This window comes from Marinobacter lacisalsi (assembly GCF_042651045.1).
GTDB lineage: Bacteria > Pseudomonadota > Gammaproteobacteria > Pseudomonadales > Oleiphilaceae > Marinobacter > Marinobacter lacisalsi.
The window spans coordinates 562,165-579,591 of record NZ_JBHSDI010000001.1 but is presented as its reverse complement, the minus strand read 5'-3'; the positions used below and the strand labels follow the sequence as shown (position 1 = coordinate 579,591).

13 protein-coding genes are annotated in these 17,427 nt (G+C 61.7%); 6 read left to right on the top strand and 7 right to left on the bottom strand.

Going from position 1 to position 17,427, the window contains the following annotated elements; genetic code table 11:
* Nucleotides 1-134 precede the first annotated feature (134 nt).
* A complete protein-coding gene (locus tag ACFOZ5_RS02675) occupies nt 135-1,424 on the top strand; it encodes an MATE family efflux transporter (RefSeq protein WP_379885420.1) in 1,290 nt (429 codons plus the stop codon).
* A gap of 16 nt (nt 1,425-1,440) precedes the next feature.
* Here ACFOZ5_RS02675 and ACFOZ5_RS02670 read toward each other — a convergent pair whose 3' ends face one another.
* Nucleotides 1,441-1,866, bottom strand: coding sequence for a thioesterase family protein (locus ACFOZ5_RS02670; protein WP_379885241.1), 426 nt, complete (start codon nt 1,864-1,866; stop codon nt 1,441-1,443).
* Between the two features lie 245 nt (nt 1,867-2,111).
* Between ACFOZ5_RS02670 and ACFOZ5_RS02665 the strand changes: the two genes are divergently transcribed.
* From ACFOZ5_RS02665 to ACFOZ5_RS02650, 4 genes are all read left to right on the top strand, one after another.
* Nucleotides 2,112-3,755, top strand: coding sequence for an MBL fold metallo-hydrolase (locus ACFOZ5_RS02665; protein WP_379885239.1), 1,644 nt, complete (start codon nt 2,112-2,114; stop codon nt 3,753-3,755).
* A 240-nt stretch (nt 3,756-3,995) separates the two neighbouring features.
* Nucleotides 3,996-5,438 (top strand): succinylglutamate desuccinylase/aspartoacylase family protein, encoded by a 1,443-nt coding sequence (locus ACFOZ5_RS02660; RefSeq protein WP_379885237.1) that lies wholly within the window; start codon nt 3,996-3,998, stop codon nt 5,436-5,438.
* A gap of 66 nt (nt 5,439-5,504) precedes the next feature.
* Nucleotides 5,505-6,428 carry a DMT family transporter gene (locus ACFOZ5_RS02655; protein WP_379885235.1) on the top strand — a complete coding sequence of 308 codons (924 nt, stop codon included), beginning with the start codon at nt 5,505-5,507 and terminating at the stop codon, nt 6,426-6,428.
* Nucleotides 6,429-6,588: 160 nt separating this feature from the next.
* Complete coding sequence (locus ACFOZ5_RS02650; RefSeq protein WP_379885233.1) at nt 6,589-7,209, top strand: PEP-CTERM sorting domain-containing protein; 621 nt, start codon at nt 6,589-6,591, stop codon at nt 7,207-7,209.
* 57 nt (nt 7,210-7,266) lie between these two features.
* Here ACFOZ5_RS02650 and ACFOZ5_RS02645 read toward each other — a convergent pair whose 3' ends face one another.
* From ACFOZ5_RS02645 to ovoA, 4 genes are all read right to left on the bottom strand, one after another.
* Nucleotides 7,267-8,361, bottom strand: a complete 1,095-nt coding sequence (locus ACFOZ5_RS02645) for a malate dehydrogenase (protein ID WP_379885231.1) — start codon at nt 8,359-8,361, stop codon at nt 7,267-7,269.
* A 104-nt stretch (nt 8,362-8,465) separates the two neighbouring features.
* Nucleotides 8,466-9,017: a macro domain-containing protein gene (locus tag ACFOZ5_RS02640; RefSeq protein ID WP_379885229.1), complete on the bottom strand. Its 552-nt coding sequence runs from the start codon at nt 9,015-9,017 to the stop codon at nt 8,466-8,468.
* A 237-nt stretch (nt 9,018-9,254) separates the two neighbouring features.
* On the bottom strand, nt 9,255-10,439 hold the full coding sequence (locus ACFOZ5_RS02635) for a MalY/PatB family protein (RefSeq protein ID WP_379885227.1): 1,185 nt from the start codon (nt 10,437-10,439) through the stop codon (nt 9,255-9,257).
* On the bottom strand, nt 10,436-12,577 hold the full coding sequence (ovoA, locus tag ACFOZ5_RS02630; protein WP_379885225.1) for a 5-histidylcysteine sulfoxide synthase: 2,142 nt from the start codon (nt 12,575-12,577) through the stop codon (nt 10,436-10,438). The genes ACFOZ5_RS02635 and ovoA overlap by 4 nt, the downstream gene beginning before the upstream one ends.
* 171 nt (nt 12,578-12,748) lie before the next feature.
* Between ovoA and ACFOZ5_RS02625 the strand changes: the two genes are divergently transcribed.
* On the top strand, nt 12,749-13,636 hold the full coding sequence (locus tag ACFOZ5_RS02625; RefSeq protein WP_379885223.1) for an AEC family transporter: 888 nt from the start codon (nt 12,749-12,751) through the stop codon (nt 13,634-13,636).
* Nucleotides 13,637-13,639: 3 nt separating this feature from the next.
* Here ACFOZ5_RS02625 and ACFOZ5_RS02620 read toward each other — a convergent pair whose 3' ends face one another.
* Both ACFOZ5_RS02620 and ftsH read right to left on the bottom strand, forming a co-directional pair.
* Nucleotides 13,640-15,289 (bottom strand): methyl-accepting chemotaxis protein, encoded by a 1,650-nt coding sequence (locus ACFOZ5_RS02620; RefSeq protein WP_379885221.1) that lies wholly within the window; start codon nt 15,287-15,289, stop codon nt 13,640-13,642.
* Between the two features lie 136 nt (nt 15,290-15,425).
* The gene (ftsH, locus tag ACFOZ5_RS02615; protein WP_379885219.1) at nt 15,426-17,306 is read right to left on the bottom strand and encodes an ATP-dependent zinc metalloprotease FtsH; all 1,881 of its coding nucleotides are present in this window, start codon (nt 17,304-17,306) and stop codon (nt 15,426-15,428) included.
* Nucleotides 17,307-17,427: the final 121 nt, after the last annotated feature.

The following is a 17,427-nucleotide window of genomic DNA, read 5'->3' as shown; positions in this document are numbered from 1 at the left end:
CAGTGGACCATCACTGACACCCGATTGGGCCATGGCCTGCTAGAATCCCCTGTCCTGACTTCGAGCCACCGACCGAACGGATCACCGTGAACGCCCCAGACGCCGCCACAAGCCTGCCCCGACAGCTTTACGCCATGACCTGGCCGATGCTCTTCGGGGTGTTGTCCCTGATGACGTTCCATCTCGCCGACAGTATTTTCATTGCCCAGCTGGGGCGTGACCCGCTGGCGGCACTTGGGTTTACCGTGCCCATGCAGCAACTGATCACCGGCCTGCAGGTAGGCCTTGGCATTGCCACCACCGCCATCATCTCCCGCACCCTGGGTGCCGGTGACGAACAGCGGGCCGTACGCCTGGCCGGACTGGTGGTCACCACCGGCGCGACCCTGGTATGCCTGCTGGCGGTCAGTCTGTGGTTGCTGCGCGACACCATCATGACGCTGCTGGGAGCTGAGCAGGCCCTGCTGCCCATGATCCGCCTCTACTGGATGCCCTGGCTGGTGGCCGCCTGGACCGGTGCCGTGCTGTATTTCGGTTACAGCATCTGCCGCTCCCATGGCGACACCAAACTGCCCGGGCTGATGATGATGGCCGCCAGCCTGCTGAATATCGCCCTCGACCCACTGTACATCTTCGTTTTCGGCTGGGGTCTGCCCGGCGCGCCGCTGGCCACCATTACGTCCTTTGGCGTCGGTTGCCTGGTGATCTACCCGGCCCTGGTAAAACGGGGCTGGATCGGCTTTGACCTGGGGCAGCTGGAGCTCGGCAAGTCCATCCGCCAGCTTGGCGGCATCATGGCCCCGGCCATGGTCAGCCAGCTGATGCCACCGGCCTCTGCCATGTTCGCCACGGCCCTGGTGGCCACCTTTGGTTCCGCCGCCGTGGCCGCATGGGGGCTGGGCACACGGCTGGAATTCTTCTCCATCGTGGTAGTGCTGGCCCTGACCATGTCAATGCCGCCCATGGTGGGCCGGCTACTGGGTCAGGGGGACATCGGCACCATCCGCAAGCTGGTTCGTCTGGCGGTTCGTTTCGTGGTGGTGTGGCAACTGGCCATTGGCCTGTTCTGGCTGGCCGCCTCGGGGCTGGTATCGGAACTGTTTACCGCTGACCGGGAGGTGAGCGATGTGCTGGGCGATTACCTGTTGCGGGTGCCCCTCAGCTACAGCGGCCTGGGGGTATGCATGCTGATGGTGTCAGTCAACAACGCCCTGGGGCTGCCCATGCGGGCGCTGCTGATTTCCACCCTGCGGCTGTTTGCCTGCTACCTGCCCATGCTATGGCTTGGCGGCCAGCTGGGCGGCCTGCCCGGGCTGATGTCCGGCGCCCTGGCGGGCAACCTGCTCGCTGGCATCATGGCGTGGCTGCTGTACCGGCAGGGCATGACGCATCTGCGAAGCCAGACCGCGCCGGCAGCCGGTTAACCGGAACAGCCTCCGCTCAGGAAAAGCGCTCGCGGAAATACTCCGGCAACTCCACCACCTTCTTGTGCTGGAAGTCGAAGAACACAAACCCGTACTTGGCCATTGCCACCGCCTGGCCGCTAGCCTCCTTGGTCACACGGAACACGTAATCACCGCCGTATTTGTTCAGGTCGGTGACCCCCACCTCAAAGCGGAGGCTTTCCGGGAAGAAGGATTCCGACTGGTACATGGTCGCCAGGTCGGTAACGATGATGCCGGTGCCACGGCCAATCTGCTCGGCCAGGCCCATTTTCACCATGAACTGGGCACGGGCCTCCGACAGCATGGAAATCAGGGCATCATTGCCCAGGTGGTTGGCACCGTTGATGTCGGTGATACGCACCGGCATGGTGGTGGAGAAAACAAAGACTTCATCGGGAAAAGACAGTTTGACGCGGGCCATGACACAACTACCGGAAAAATGGGTCAGAAAAAAGGAAGCGAATAATACGCCGTTCGCACGCCCAAATCATCTGGTGCCCTGAGTTCACTTCCGTTATGTTACGGTCAGACACCAAAATAAGAGCAAGCGCTCCAAAGCGTATATCGACTTGGAACCACCAGACCTTCGCCACCGCGCCTTGCCCTCAAGGCTCTCTGTGGCTCAGTCGATCAACGAATTAACCAACCGTGACACTAGGTACCCCCATGGACATCCGCCCCGCTGCCACCCTCGCCATCACCCGCGATTCCGATGAAGGGCTCCAGGTCCTGCTGATGCAACGCACCTGGGACGCCACCTTCATGCCCGGCTTTTACGTGTTCCCGGGGGGCGCGGTCGACGAGGCGGACCAGCGCTGCGAACCCCACCTGACCGGTGGGGATGACACCTCCGTCAGCCACGACATGGGCCTCAGTACCGGCGGCAGTCTCTTCATGATAGCCGCCATCCGGGAATGCTTCGAGGAAGCCGGCGTGCTGCTGGCGCTGGATGAAGAGGGCAACACCCTGGCACCCGACCACCCGGTGTTCAGTGAACGGCAGGGCATGATCGCCGGCGACCAGACCCTGGCCGCCCTGTGCCACCAGCACCGCCTGGCCCTGCCCATGGACCGGATTGCCTATCTGGCCCATTGGGTGACACCGCCGGGGCCACCAAGGCGTTTCGATACCCGTTTTTTCGTGGCCGCGCTTCCCGAAGGCCAGCAACCGGACCACGACCGGGTGGAGACCATCGACCATATCTGGCTGACACCCCAGCAGGCCATGGACGAACACCGCCAGGGTACCCGGCTGTTCGCCTCGCCCACCCTGCGAACCCTGCGCATCATTGCCGGCTTCGATACCACCGAAGCACTGATCCGCCATGCCAGGTCGCAACCACCGGAGCCAACGCCACACCGGCCCTGGCCAGCCACCAAACAGGGCAGGCCGGTATCCGTGGAACCCGGCACCGGACCTTTTGACGAAGTGCGCAAGCTGGACCCGGACGGCCGCGGCCAGGCACTGGCGGAGATTGTTCCCGGCCAGCCGGTACAACTGGCACCCTCTGTCGTCCGCCTGACCTGCCCCAACCCCGGCGCCATGACCGGACCTGGTACCAACAGCTACCTGCTGGGTCAGCCCGGACAGGCATGGACGGTTATTGACCCCGGCCCTGTTGAGCAAAGTCATCTGGAGCGTATCCTTGAGGTTACCGGCGGCCGCATTGAGCAGGTGCTGACCACCCACACCCACCCGGATCATTCGCCGGGCGCGACCTGGCTCCGGGAGCATACCGGCGCACCCCTGCGGGGCATGACCGCACCCGAGCAGGACCCGATCCAGGACCATGACTTCCGACCGGACTCGATCCCCGTGGATGGCGACCGTATTGATACTGCTGCCGGCACCCTGAAGGCCATCTTCACTCCCGGCCACGCCTCCAATCACCTGTGCTTCCTGCTGGAGCGGGAAAAGATGCTGTTTGCCGGTGACCACATCATGCAGGGCTCCACCGTGGTGATTAATCCGCCCGACGGCGACATGAAGGATTACCTGGAATCCCTCGACCGGCTACTTGAGGAAGAGATTCAGTGGTTCGCCCCGGCCCACGGTTTTCTGATGGGCAGGGTGGAATCGGTCATCGACTGGCTGACCACCCACCGCCTGACCAGGGAGAAGAAGATCGCCGAAACCCTGGCCGAACACGGCCCGGGAACCCTGAAGGAACTGGTCAAACACGCCTACGACGATGTGCCACCGGCCATTCACGGCCTGGCCATGCGCTCGCTGCTGGCGCATCTGATCAAATTGCGCAAGGAAGACCGGGCCCGTGAAGATGGCGATGCGTGGGAGTCAACGGACGTGTGATCCGGTACCCGTTCAGTCCCACAGTTCGTTGCAAAACCAAACCCTAATTAACAATGTCAGTCAAAGAGAGCTGATAGGGTGATGGCGTGACCTGGCAACGAATGACAGTGCGGTTAAACCTTTGTCAGGCCTCTGTACCGCCCTTTCTGCTTTCGGTTAGCCTTGGCTGACCTGTGCCGCCACCCGAACCCTGTTTACCCGGTTGCGGCGAAGTACGAATTGCTGTCAATGGGAGATTTGATGCGCCTGACCCCACCTTCCCGCCTGCTGCTACCGGCCATGCTCGTTGTAGCCGTGTGCACCGGCAAGGCCTGGGCCCAGGAGGCCAGTTCCCGCGCCCCCCAGGAAACTGCCCCGTCTCCCAGTGAATCCGCCGTCCCGCCCAGCGACAATACCGCTGACGACAGCGATCCTGTCCGGCTGGAGGATGAGGGCCCTCAGGTCATTACCGACTCAACGGACACCGCCCCCTCGCCACCGCCCGAAGGCCCTGAGGCTGCTGTAGAAGCCCCGCCGGTGATTGAACTTCCGGAAGACGAGTCCGTTGAAGACATTACCGCCTCGGACACCGATGTCAGCAAAGACAGGAAGCAGACCGCCGGCTCGACCCGTGAGTCGCCAGCCGGCGATGCCCCTGACGCGGACCTGCCCGACAAGCAGATCGCCGATGAACAAACCTCCCCCACCGGGACCATCCCGGAAACCCAGCCAGCCCAGGCGGAACCATTCCGGCTACTCAGTGGTGAAGTGCTGCCCGGCACCACGGCCCGGCTGGCCTGGTCACCAGGTATCCAGATATCGGGGCTGTCCCAGCCCACGCCGGTACTGGTGGTAAACGGGAGCAAACCCGGCCCCGTGATGTGCATGACCGGGGCGGTTCATGGCGATGAACTCAATGGCATCGAGATCATCCGCCGGGTCATCTACGACCTGGACCCGGACGAGCTGTCCGGCACCGTAGTGGGCATTCCCATTGTGAACCTGCAGGGGTTCCAGCAGGGCAGCCGCTACCTGGCTGACCGTCGCGACCTGAACCGTTACTTCCCCGGCAGCGAGGATGGCAGCCTGGCTCACCGCATTGCCCACTCGCTGTTCGAACAGGTGATCCTCAACTGTGACATGCTGGTGGACATCCACACCGGGTCCCTGAAACGCACCAACCTGCCGCAACTGCGAGCGGATATGGACAATCCGCAGGTTGCCGAGCTGACCAAGGGCTTTGATTCAATGGTGGTGGTACACAGCAGCGGCGGCCCCGGCATGCTACGTACCGCAACCACCGAATCGGGCATTCCCGCGGTAACCATGGAAGTGGGCGAATCCATGCGCATCCAGGAAGACCAGATCAGGGCCGGCGTCAACAGCGTGGTCAGCCTGATGGAAAAACAGGGCATGACGGCTCGTCTTTTCCAGTGGGGCGAACCCGAGCCCGTGTACTACCAGTCCCACTGGATACGCGCCAACCAGGGCGGCATCCTGTTCAGCGATGTGGAACTGGGCGCCTACGTGACCGAAGGCACTATCCTGGGCACGGTATCGGACCCTATTACCAACGAGCAGTCGCACATCCGGGCGGATGCCGATGGCCGGGTCATCGGCATGGCCGTGGACCAGGTGGTGATGGCCGGTTTTGCGGCCTACCATCTGGGCTCAAAGGCGGAAAATGAGGAGCAGGCGGAGTAGACTGATGCTCCGTCTGATTGCTGCGCTTCAACCAGACGGAATATTCTGACTGTCTGGAGCGGTACCGTGGCACGATATGCAAACCGATCCCTGGCACTGGCCTACACCGGGCTGGTGCTGACTCCCCTGTTCTGGGCCGGCAACGCGGTGGTGGCCCGTGGGGTGGTGGACAGCATCCCGCCGGTGTCCCTCGCGTTCTGGCGCTGGGTCATCGCCCTGCTGTTGCTGCTGCCACTGGCGCTTCCCAAAGTCCGCAAGGAATGGTCAGTGGTACGCGACCACTGGCCCCGCGTGCTCGTGCTGGCCCTGTTCAGCGTGGCCTCGTTCAACACTCTGCTCTACCTGGCTGCCACCACCACAACCGCCATCAACATTGCGTTGATCAATTCCACCATCCCCATCATGGTGGCTTTGCTGGCCTTCCTGCTACTGGGAGAACGAACCCGACCCGCGCAGGCTATTGGCATTGCCGTTGCCCTGACCGGCGTACTGATGGTCATTGCCCAGGGAACTCTGGGACGGCTGCTCAGCCTGTCCTTGTCACCGGGGGACCTGGTCATGGTGGCGGCGGTCATCAGCTGGGGGATCTTTTCTGTGCTTTTGCGGCGCCTGTCGATCCCGCTGTCCGCCATGACCTTTCTCACCCTCCAGATCGCCCTGGGTACCGCATTGCTGACACCCGTTTACCTGATCGACCTGCTGCTGATCTCAGGTGGCTTCACACTCTCAGGGTCCACCTTGCCACCTCTGATCTATGTGGCCGTTTTCCCCGGCATTCTTGCCTATGCCTTCTGGAACCACGGCGTCTGGAACGTGGGCCCGGCCCGGGCCGCCATCTTCATGTACCTGGTACCGGTATTCGCCGCCGTCCTGGCCTGGGTGTTCCTTGATGAACGTCTCGGCTGGTATCACCTGGCCGGTGGCGCATTGATACTGGTGGGGCTGTACCTGACAACGCGGAATGCGCCTGCTCCACAGACGAATAGATAACCACCAGGGAGCATAATTAGTGTCGACTTTGCTTACACTTAAGCTATCGAATCAAATGAAAGCTTAACAAAAACATGGCCTTAAATTTCTGGCCGAATTTTTGCTTTTCACAGAATGGATGCAATTATCTGTTGCAAAAAAATACTCATGGAGTTCGATAATGAATAAAATGTTGACCTTTCTAGCCGGTGCAGCGCTCCTGACAAGCGTCATTTCCACTGCAAACGCTGCAGTCATAACCCTGGAAGACATTACCGAATTTTCCGCGACCGGAACGAACCCCACCGGCGACCTGGACTATTCGCACTATGGCGACGTCAATAAGCTTGACGGCCCGACGGACTACCTGGTCTGGACCCACAACTACACCTTCAATCCACCAGCCGACTCCATACTGGGCGCCGTACTGACCCTGGACCTGCGCGACGACCAGGAATGGTACAAGTCCAAGTGCTCCTGGAGCTGGTCTTCCATGAGCATGGAATGTCATTATAAGAAAAAGGACGATGTGAACTGGGAAAAAGCCATTGGTTTCGGTGAAGACGGCACCTGGGATATCGGTGAAGTAGACACAGGCGCCTACAGCTACCAGGTGGGACTTGACTCGGTTGCCGATGGTTCCTACCAGGTGACTCTCGGGTCTATCTGGGGTGATTTTTACATCGACCGCTCTACCCTGACCATAGACTACCTGCCCGTTCCCGAACCCGGCACCCTGCTGCTGCTGGGATCCGGCCTGCTCGGACTTGGCCTGGCTCGTCGTCGACAGCGCGCTGCCTGACACCCGGCCAGAGTGAAATACCCCGGGGCCACCTTCCGGCCCCGGTAATTCCTTTCCTTATCGCACCCTGTCTGTCTGCAGGAACTGCTCCGGCAGCGAAATGCCGTCGTCGTAGAGGGTAATACCTGAACGCAGGCAGACGGACAGATTCTTGTGGGACGCCTCGGTCTCCTGCGGCAGCAGGTCGGCCACGGTCTGCATTTCCTCCAGCAACTCCGTTTCAGTAGCCTGCATCTGGCTACGGGCAAAGTCGCTGATTTCCAGCCCCTGCACGATCTGGTAGCGGCCGTAGTCACAGCGAACCGGGAAGGAATAGAAAATGCCCTTCTCGATGCCATAGCTACCGTCACTGACAATGCCCATGCTCACCCAGTCGTTTTCCGGGGTACCGTTGATCCAGTCATGCATGTGATTGAGGATGGCCTGGGCCGCTGAGGCTGCACTGGAATGCCCCCGGGCGTCGATGATGGCCGAGCCACGCTTCTGGATCTTGCGGATAAACTGCTCCTGATACCAGTTCTCTTCCACCTGCGGCAGCGCCGGCTCGCCATAGATGGTGGCATGACTGAGATCCGGAAACTGGGTGGAGGAATGGTTGCCCCACACCGTAATCCGCCGGATGCCCTTGGGGTTGGCCCCGGTATGGTTGGCCAGGATGCCACGGGTCCGGTTGTGGTCCAGGCGGGTCAGCGCGGTGAACTGGGCGGGGCTCAGATCCGGTGCGTTACGGCTGGCAATCAGGGCGTTGGTATTGGCGGGGTTGCCCACCACCAGCACTTTCACATCCCGGTTGGCGTATTCGTTGATAGCCCGGCCCTGGCCGGCGAACACCGGTGCGTTGGCGGCAATCAGCTCGCTGCGCTCCATACCGGGCCCCCGGGGTTTGGCCCCGATCAGCAACACGTAGTGGGCCCCCACCACGCCGTCTTCGAAACGATCATGCATACTGATGCTGTGCAGCAGGGGGAAGGCGCAGTCTTCAAGCTCCATGGCAATACCCCGCAGTGGCTCCATGGCCTGGGGCATCTCGATCAGCTGAAGGATCACGGGCTGATCCCGCCCCATCATCTCACCGGCGGCAATCCGGAACAGCAGGGAATGGCTGATACTGCCGGCTGCGCCGGTCACTGCGATACGCACGGGACGCTTCATCGCATGGCTCCTTGTCAGAATGGAACCGGAAACTCTATCAGGTTACCAACGACATTTTGAGCCGAAATCCGGAAACGTCCTGCTTTTGTGAGCTATCCCCACCGTTATCCGGCGCCATCAACCACTTCAGCCAGCACCCGTTGATGCAACTCTGCATCGCGGTTACTGAACAGAACAAAGCGAATACGTTTCACCGAAAACAGACTCGCAGCTTCGGCCAGCAGGGTGGAAAAGGCGATCCTCGCCGCCGGCTCCATGGGGTACCCAAAGGCACCGGTAGACATCGCCGGAAAGCCGATGGACGAAAGCCCCTGCTTCTCGGCCAGTTGCACACCATTGCGGTAACAGTCTGCCAGCAGTGCATCCGACGGTTCATCCACCCCATAGACCGGCCCCAGGCAATGGATGATGTGGGCGTTGGGCAACCCGAACCCCTCGGTGATTACCGCCTGCCCCGGCCGGATCGGCGCCAGCGGCTCACAGGCCCGGGCCAGCTCCGGCCCCGCCGCCCGATGGATCGCGCCGGCAACACCACCGCCGGACATCAACTGGGCGTTGGCCGCATTCACGACCGCGTCCAGATCTGGCTGTTTAGTGATATCGCCCTGGATACATTCGATCTGGATGCCGTTCTTCGTCTTGCATTGGTCAGACATTGCTAGCCCCCTGTTCTAGAGGAAGTTGCACGGAGTCTGGGGCGGGGTGTGCCGGGTATTTTTGGAGCAGCGCCATGGGTGAGACCAGCGTTTATGAAGCGAAGCTTCATGCGCAGGCGAACGACAGTCGCCTCGGGCGGCTGGCCGGACCGGCGCGGTCCAAGGTCGGTCCATGGATGGACCGTGAATTGGAGCGGAAAAAATACCCGGCACGGCCCGCCAGGCACTGATCCGAAATCACCTGGAACGCAGCCCAGCCACCGCCACCTCAATCTGTTCCATCGCCTGCCGGATCACCGCCAACGGCGACCCCAGATTCAGCCGCATGAAACCGCCGCCCTGGCTGCCGAAGGTTATCCCGGGATTCATACCCACCCCGGCCTGCTCCACCATGAACCGCTTCAGCCCGGCATCGTCCAGCCCCAGGGCCCGACAGTCCAGCCACAGCAGGTAAGTGCCCTCGGGGTCCGGCACCCGGATCTCCGGCAGCCGCTGGTTTACAAAGCCAAGCACAAAATCCCGGTTGCCGCGAACATAGTCCATCATCGCCGCTGCCCAGTCCGCACCATGGCGGTAACCGGCCTCGAATGCCGCGATACTGAACGGATTGCACTGCACCATATGCAGGGAATCGAATACACCATCCAGCTGCCGTAGCAGGTCCTGGCGTTCCGACACCACGGCGGACAGCCCCATGCCCGGAATGTTGAAGGTCTTGCTCGGCGCCACGGTAGTGACCAGGGGATCATCCGTCCGAGACAGGGTCGCCAGCATGCGATGCCCCGGCCGATCAGGATAGACCAGGTCTGCATGGATCTCGTCGGAAAGCACCACCAAGTTATGGGCCCGGGCAATCTCCAGCACCGCTTCCAGCTCCGCCATCGACCATACCCGCCCTACCGGATTGTGAGGCGAACACAGGAACAACACCTTCACCGAAGGGTCTGCCGCGCACTCGGCCAGATGATCTAGATCCATGCCGTACCGGCCATCACGCTCCACCAGTGGATTCTCCACCACCCGGCGACCAGCCTTGCGGATACTGCTGAAAAACGGCGGGTACACTGGTGGCTGGATAATCACCCCCTCGCCTTCACCGGCATACGCCATGGCTGCCGCGTGCAGGGTGGGCACGACCCCCGGCGCCATACGAATCCAGTTCCGTTCGATGGTCCATCGGTGGTGCTCCCGGAACCAGTCGATCATGGCCTGGTACAGGCTGTCGGGGAACAGTGTGTAGCCATACGCCGGGTGCCGCGCCCGGCTCACCAGGGCCTCGGTGACCGCCTCCGGGGCAGCAAAATCCGTGTCGGCCACCCACAGGGGGATGACATCATCGCGCCCGAACACCGCCTTGCGGGCATCAAACTTGACGGAGCAGGTGTCCTCCCGCGAGAACACCTGATCGAAAGGGTTGCTCAAGCCTTACGCTCCCAGATCGTGACGTCAGTAAAGTTGTACTGGTATTTGTTCGTGGTTTCACGAATCACAAACGGCAGCTTACCCGGTGCGCTGATCAGAGTGAAATGCGCCTCCAGGTGCTCCTTCAGGGCATCCAGGGTGGTGTAGTTCTCGCCGTCCTTCTTGAAGCCGCCCAGCCATTCGTCCCGGGGCGTGTGCTCTTCCATCCAGGTATATGGGCAGGCCAGCACCAGCAGGCCGCCCGCATTGACGCGACGGTGGATTTCCGCGAGGAACCGTTTAGGGCTGTAAAGGCGGTCCAGCATGTTACTGGCCAGCACCAGGTCATAGCCGGTGAACTGCGGCTTGAGGTTACAGGCATCCCCCTGCCAGAAGGCGACCCGGTCGCGGGTATCGGACAATCCCATCTCCTCGAGGTGACGGGTACGGTAGCCCACCAGCTCCGCTTCGTCGGTGAGGGTATAGCGCAGGGTGCCCTGCTCTGCCATGGCCACCCCCTGGCGGATGAAGCGCGCCGAGAAATCCACCCCGGTGACTTCCTCAAAATGCCGGGCCAACTCGAACACCGAGCGCCCCGACGCGCAACCGATATCCATCGCCGTGCCCTTGCGGCGCTGCCCCATGGCTTCAATGGCCAGATCGGCGATGGCCTTCGGGTAATTGGCGACACCCAGGTGCTCGTCGCCGAAATGGAACTCGGCGTATTCGGACAGCAGCTTGTCGGTTTCATACTGGGTGGCGGGTGGTTTCACTTCCGCATCGGACACCACGTACCGGAATCCGGCATGCTGGAAGAAGTGGCGACGGAACGCATAGCGGGCCGAGCGCAGGGTCTCGTTGCCGCAGGAGATCCAGGAGCCGCCCTTGATCAGGTTGTGCTGGTTGTCGAAGGTAGGCGTCGTAAAATCATCGTAGAGGGCGTGGACATCAAACCCATCGAACGGGTAGGTCGGGGTTTCCATCCACTGCCAGACATTGCCCACCACATCAAAGAACTCCCCATGACGGAAGTGGGTCACCGGACAGGATGACGCCCAATGGTCCAGGTGCAGGTTGGCCGGCGCCGGCCTGTCAGCAGGCACCTCCTGAATGCCCGCGACGTCATACAGTCGGTACCATTCATCTTCCGTAGGCAACCGGACCGGCCTGCCGGTTTCCCGGGCCTTCCAGTTACAGAATGCCTTGGCCTCATGATAGTTCACTTCCACGGGCCAGTCCCAGGGCATTTCCACTTCCCCGGTCATCAACCGCAGGTACCACTGGTTGCGCCAGACCCAGAAGGTGGGATGACGGGCGTCTGCAAAGTTGCGCCACTGCAGACCTTCCTCCTCCCACACCTCATCGTCCTGATAGCCACCGTCTTCCACAAAGCCCAGGAACTCAGCGTTACTCGCCAGATAGCGGCTGGCCTCGAATGACGTTACCCGGGCGCGGTGCTCTCCGTATTCATTGTCCCAGCCATAGCGCGGGTCATCGAAGGCCTTGCCCAGAACCACCTCGCCGGCGGGGACCGCAACCAGGTCATTATCCGGCGCTTCGCCGGTAACGGGGCATGGCTTCCAGGCGGCATCCGGCTGGACGTAGTCGGGCCTGTGTTGACGAATCAGCACCGACGAGGTTTCCAGGTGGATGCGCTCATGCTCGATGCCCATCACGATCGGCCACCAGTCACTCTGCCAGTTGATCGGCAAGGTCAGCGGCAGGGTGTCGATAAGGCCAACCACCGTGTCCCTGACCTTGTTGCGGTAGGCCATGACCTCGGCCACTGAAGGCCAGTCATAGTGGGCGTCGTCAAGGTCATCCCAGCTCATCTCGTCCACGCCCACGGCAAAGGTCGACTCCATGCCGGCGTCGACACGCTCCGGCAGCAACTTGGCCAGCACAAGCTTGTTGATAAAGAAGGTCGCGGTATGCCCCAGGTAGAAAATCAGCGGGTGGCGTAAGGGAATGGATTTCTCGAAATAGGCTTCGTCCCGGGCCAGCGTCCGGAACAGCGATTCGTAGGTTTCCCAGGTCGTCAGAAAATAGTCACGTATCTCCCGCCGCCTGGATTCCGGATCACCGGATGCCAGGTCCGGGGTGCGCTGAAACAGCTGGTGTGCGGAGGTGGTTACAGAAAGGGTGTCCATCCTGCTCATTATGCGATCGCTCCTGATGATTTCTTGTCCCTGATGATACTGACGACATTGGATTTCAGACCTGTGGGAAGCCGGAACCCGGGGCGACCCGCCCGTGACCGCCCGGGGGCAAATGATTACACTTGCAGTCCTACCGTTTACCCTGCTTGCCAGTCAAGGCACGGAGTTTTCATGATAGGCCAGATCCTGTCGACATTATTACCGGTCTTCCTCATTGCCGGATGTGGCGCCCTGTATGGTCGCTACCGCTCGACCGACATCCAGAGCATGAACGCCGTCAACATGGAGCTGTTCGTGCCCATGCTGGTGTTCGCGGTACTGGCTGACCAGCAGGCCCCGCTGGGGGACTACGCCTGGCTGGCAACAGCGGCGGTGGTGATTGTGCTCGGCTCGGGCCTGCTGCTGTGGCCGGTGGCAAAGATTCTGGGGCTGAACCTGAAGACCTTCCTGCCGCCCATGATGTTCTGCAACTCCGGCAATATGGGTATTCCACTGATCGTGCTGGCCTTTGGCGAGGCGGCACTGCCCGCCGCCATCGTGCTGTTTATCGTGGAAATGCTGCTGCACTTTTCGATAGGCCTTTACATGCTGGACCCGCACACCTCGCTGCTGAAACGGCTGCGGGTGCCGGTGGTGCTGGCCACCATCGCCGGGCTGGCGGTCAATATCGGTGGGGTTGCGCTGCCCGGCTGGCTGATGGAAGCCCTCAACATGCTCGGTGGCATCTGTATCCCATTGATGCTGTTCACCCTGGGCATCCGCATGCTGGATGTGGACTTCAGTGACTGGAAGCTGGGCATGATCGGTGCGATTGCCTGTCCCGCCAGCGGTCTGCTCCTGGCCTGGCCGATGATCGCACTGATGGAACTGCCGGGGCTCCAGGTGGCCAGCCTGTGGGTGTTCGCCGCCCTGCCACCGGCGGTGCTCAATTACATGGTGGCGGAGCAGTACCGCCAGGAACCCCACAAGGTGGCCTCGCTGGTGCTGATCAGCAACCTGGCCAGCCTTGTGGTCATGCCGGTGGTGCTGGGCCTGGTGTTCAGCGCCGGCTATGTCTGAAAATCAGGCTCCCGAGCGGGTACGGAAGAACGACACCTCGCCCCGCAACTGATCCGCCAGGGTGTCCAGCTCCCGGCTGGAAGCAGCCACCTGCTCCGAACCGGCCGCGGTTTCCACGGTGGCATCGTGGATACGGCTGATATTGCGGTTAACCTCTTCCGCCACGGAACTCTGTTCTTCGGCCGCGCTGGCGATCTGGGCGTTCATGTCGTTGATGGCGCCCACTTCGTGACGGATCCGGGCCAGTGCATCGCGAGCCTCCCCGGTCTGCACAACCGTCTCCCGGGCCCGTTCACGGCTGGTTTCCATGGCCGTTACCGCCTGGCCAGCGCCAGTCTGCAGTTTGCCAATCATCTCCTGGATCTCACGGGTGGAATCCTGGGTACGGGTGGCCAGCGAGCGCACTTCGTCCGCCACCACCGCAAAGCCACGGCCATGGGTGCCGGCCCGGGCGGCCTCGATGGCGGCGTTCAGGGCCAGCAGGTTGGTCTGTTCGGCAATGCCATTGATCACTTCGATGATGGTTTCAATGTTGGCGCTGTCCTGGCTTACCTGCTTGACGGTGTCAGTGGCCCCTTCCAGGGTATCCGCCAGGTTGCCGATGGCGGTGGCGGTGTCGCCGACCACCCGGTTGCCATTCTCCACCTCTTCATCGGCGGTGCGGGTTGCTGAGGCGGCGTTGGCGGCAAAACCGGCCACCTCGTTGACCGTGGCCGCCATCTGGTTGACGGCAGCCGCCATCTGCTGGGCCTCCTCGGATTGAAGGCGGATCTGCTCACGGTTGTTATCCGCGGTGCCCAGCAGCTCCGAGGAAGCCTCCGCCAATTGCGTGGAGGCCTGCCGGACGCGGGTCATGGTGGCGCCCAGGCGCCCGGTGGTTTCCTTCAGAACCCCCATCACGCTGTTCGGATAACGGGTCTGTATATCCTGGTCCAGCTGGCCATCAGCCATGGCACGAATGGCCTCCGCCACGGTCTCAGGCTCCGCTCCCAGGGTCGATTTCAGGTTACGGATAATCAGCACGACCACCACAACACCAGCCAGAATGGCGAAACCGGTGACAAGAAAGATCAGGGTCTGGAAATTGGAGGCGGCATCCTGGACCCGGTCGATATCGGCAGACACGATGGCCTCCTGGTGATCAATAAAGGCATTCACTCGCTTGAGCCATTCCGTATAGGCCGGCGATACCTCTTCCAGCAGGAAGGTGCGGGCCGCTTCCGGGCCCTGATCGCGACGGAGGTCAATCAGTCGTTCGGTCAGCGCCAGGGTATCGCGCTCGATCTGCTGGATGTCCGCCAGCAGCCTGGCCTCACGATCCGTGGCGCCCAGCTCGTCGAACAGTCTGTCCATGGCCACGGCGGAATCCTGGTAGAAGGCGTCCAGGCGCTGCACATCCCGAAGGTGACCCTCCAGAGCCCTGTCGTTCCGAACCAGCACCGCATCCCGGATGGCAATGGCGCGATCGTGGACACTGCCACGAAAGTTGATGGCATGGCGCTGCTTGACCGCAGCCCCTTCCCGCACCTCGTGCAGGGTGCGATCCATGAACCCCACCCGGAAATTGCCCACCAGACTGATCAGTACCATGAGAGACAACAGAAACCCGAAACCGAGGCCAAGCTTCCCCGCAACCGTCAGCCGATGAAACATCCAAACACCCCACTACAACAAAGAATTGATCGAGTCCATGTGTTCTCATAAACACGCAAACCGGATCATTCTTAAGGCTGGGCAACAGGTTCTTTTTACAATCGTTTGCATTGTTACGTTTCAGGGGACAGCACCATCAGCTGTCCGACGAGTGCTCCTGTCCCAGAAGTTTCTGCAGCGCGTCACCACTGAGCACCTCTGCCGCCAGTAGCTGTACGGCGCCGCTCTCCAGTGTCTGGCGGTGGGATCTGAGTAGGTCAGTGGCCTCATTGAACGCCTGATCGATCAGCTCCCGTATGGCCTGATCGATGGCTTCAGCGGTGGCTTCGCTGTACTGGCGACTGGTGTCCAGCCACCGCTGCTGCAGATGGGTCTGAGCCGCTTTCTCGTAGGTAACCTGGCCCAGTGCCGGGACCATGCCGAAGCGGGTGACCATATCACGGGCGATATCGGTGGCCTTTTCCAGATCGTCGGCGGCGCCGGTGGAGGTGGCCCTGAACACCAGACACTCCGCCGCCCGGCCTCCGAGCAATACCGTCATGCGGTTGCGGAGCTCCTGTTCGGTCAGCAGGAACCGGTCTTCGGTGGGCCGTTGCAGGGTATAACCGAGGGCACTGATGCCCCGGGGGATGATGGAAACCTTCTGTACCGGATCCACCCCCTCCAGCGACATGGCCACCAGCGCATGGCCCAGTTCGTGGTAGGCCACGGTCCTGCGCTCCTTTTCACTGAGGATACGGTTCTTTTTTTCCAGCCCGGCAATGATGCGCTCAATGGCAGCATTGAAGTCCTCAAGGGTCACCACATCGGCATTGCGACGGGTGGCCAGCAGGGCGGCCTCGTTGACCAGGTTGGCCAGGTCGGCACCGGTGAATCCGGGCGTGAGCGCAGCAATGTGGTCCAGATCGGTGGCGGTATCCAGCTTGATCTTGCGGATATGGACTTTCAGGATCTGGGCACGGCCGGTACGGTCTGGGCGGTCCACCAGCACCTGCCGGTCAAAACGCCCGGCCCGCAACAGCGCCTGGTCCAGGATTTCCGGTCTGTTGGTGGCCGCCAGCAGGATCAGGCCGCTTGAGGGGTCAAAGCCATCCAGCTCAACCAGCAACTGGTTGAGGGTCTGCTCCTTCTCGTCATTGGCCATCATGGGGTTGGCCCCCCGCGCCCGGCCCAGGGCATCCAGTTCATCAATAAAGATGATCGCCGGCGCCATGCCACGGGCCTGGTTGAACAGGTCCCGCACCCGGGCGGCCCCCACGCCCACGAACATCTCCACGAACTCGGACCCGCTGATCGACAGGAACGGCACCCCGGCCTGACCTGCCACGGCCCTCGCCATCAGTGTCTTGCCGGTACCCGGCGGCCCCACCAGCAGCACGCCCTTGGGGATATGGGCGCCAAGGCGGCTGTATTTGTCCGGGTCCCTGAGGAAGTCGACGACCTCCTGCAACTCACCCTTGGCCTCGTCCACGCCGGCCACATCGTCAAAGGTCACCCTGGTGTCCTTTTCCATGTACACCTTGGCCTTGCTCTTGCCAATGGACATCATGCTGCCGCTGCCGCCGCCCATGCCACCCATGCGTCGCAGCAGGAAGCTCCAGAGCAGCACCAGCAGGGCCAGCGGCAACAGCCAGGACATCAGCGAGGTGAACCAGGTGTTTTCCTGCACCCCGGTGAAGTCTACGCCGGCCTCTTCCAGCACCTGCACCAGGTCCGGGTCCTCCACCCGCACGGCCCGGACAGGAACGCGGTCGCCCTCGGAGGTGCGCAACCGGCTCAGCTCCTCCGATGACAGATAGGGCGCCAGTTGATCCCGCCGCACCGATGCCCTGACCTGTTCTGTGGCCACGGTGACATCCTGTAGCTCCCCCGCCAGGGCCAGCGCCCGGAACTCGCTGTAACGGATGGTCTGCGGCTGGGAGGAAAGCCAGTCCGGGAGCAGGAACAGAAGCAGCAGCACGGCCACGAAATACCAGATGGAAAACTGGGTACGTTTATCGGGAGCGGGGGTTGGCATTGATCAGGTATCCTTTGACGACGGGTCCTTTGGAAAGCGATGCCAGTATAGCCCCTGAACCGAAAGCCACCGGCTGATGTGGATCAAGATGACCGGCCGAGGCCCGGATCCTGCCGCTGCC

Excerpts from the sequence above, each read along its gene's own strand:
- ACFOZ5_RS02675 (WP_379885420.1), top strand. The coding sequence starts at position 135 with ATGACCTGGCCGATGCTCTTCGGGGTGTTGTCCCTGATGACGTTCCAT.
- ACFOZ5_RS02670 (WP_379885241.1), bottom strand. The coding sequence starts at position 1,866 with ATGGCCCGCGTCAAACTGTCTTTTCCCGATGAAGTCTTTGTTTTCTCC.
- ACFOZ5_RS02665 (WP_379885239.1), top strand. The coding sequence starts at position 2,112 with ATGGACATCCGCCCCGCTGCCACCCTCGCCATCACCCGCGATTCCGAT.
- ACFOZ5_RS02660 (WP_379885237.1), top strand. The coding sequence starts at position 3,996 with ATGCGCCTGACCCCACCTTCCCGCCTGCTGCTACCGGCCATGCTCGTT.
- ACFOZ5_RS02650 (WP_379885233.1), top strand. The coding sequence starts at position 6,589 with ATGAATAAAATGTTGACCTTTCTAGCCGGTGCAGCGCTCCTGACAAGC.
- ACFOZ5_RS02645 (WP_379885231.1), bottom strand. The coding sequence starts at position 8,361 with ATGAAGCGTCCCGTGCGTATCGCAGTGACCGGCGCAGCCGGCAGTATC.
- ACFOZ5_RS02640 (WP_379885229.1), bottom strand. The coding sequence starts at position 9,017 with ATGTCTGACCAATGCAAGACGAAGAACGGCATCCAGATCGAATGTATC.
- ovoA (WP_379885225.1), bottom strand. The coding sequence starts at position 12,577 with ATGAGCAGGATGGACACCCTTTCTGTAACCACCTCCGCACACCAGCTG.
- ACFOZ5_RS02625 (WP_379885223.1), top strand. The coding sequence starts at position 12,749 with ATGATAGGCCAGATCCTGTCGACATTATTACCGGTCTTCCTCATTGCC.
- ACFOZ5_RS02620 (WP_379885221.1), bottom strand. The coding sequence starts at position 15,289 with ATGTTTCATCGGCTGACGGTTGCGGGGAAGCTTGGCCTCGGTTTCGGG.
- ftsH (WP_379885219.1), bottom strand. The coding sequence starts at position 17,306 with ATGCCAACCCCCGCTCCCGATAAACGTACCCAGTTTTCCATCTGGTAT.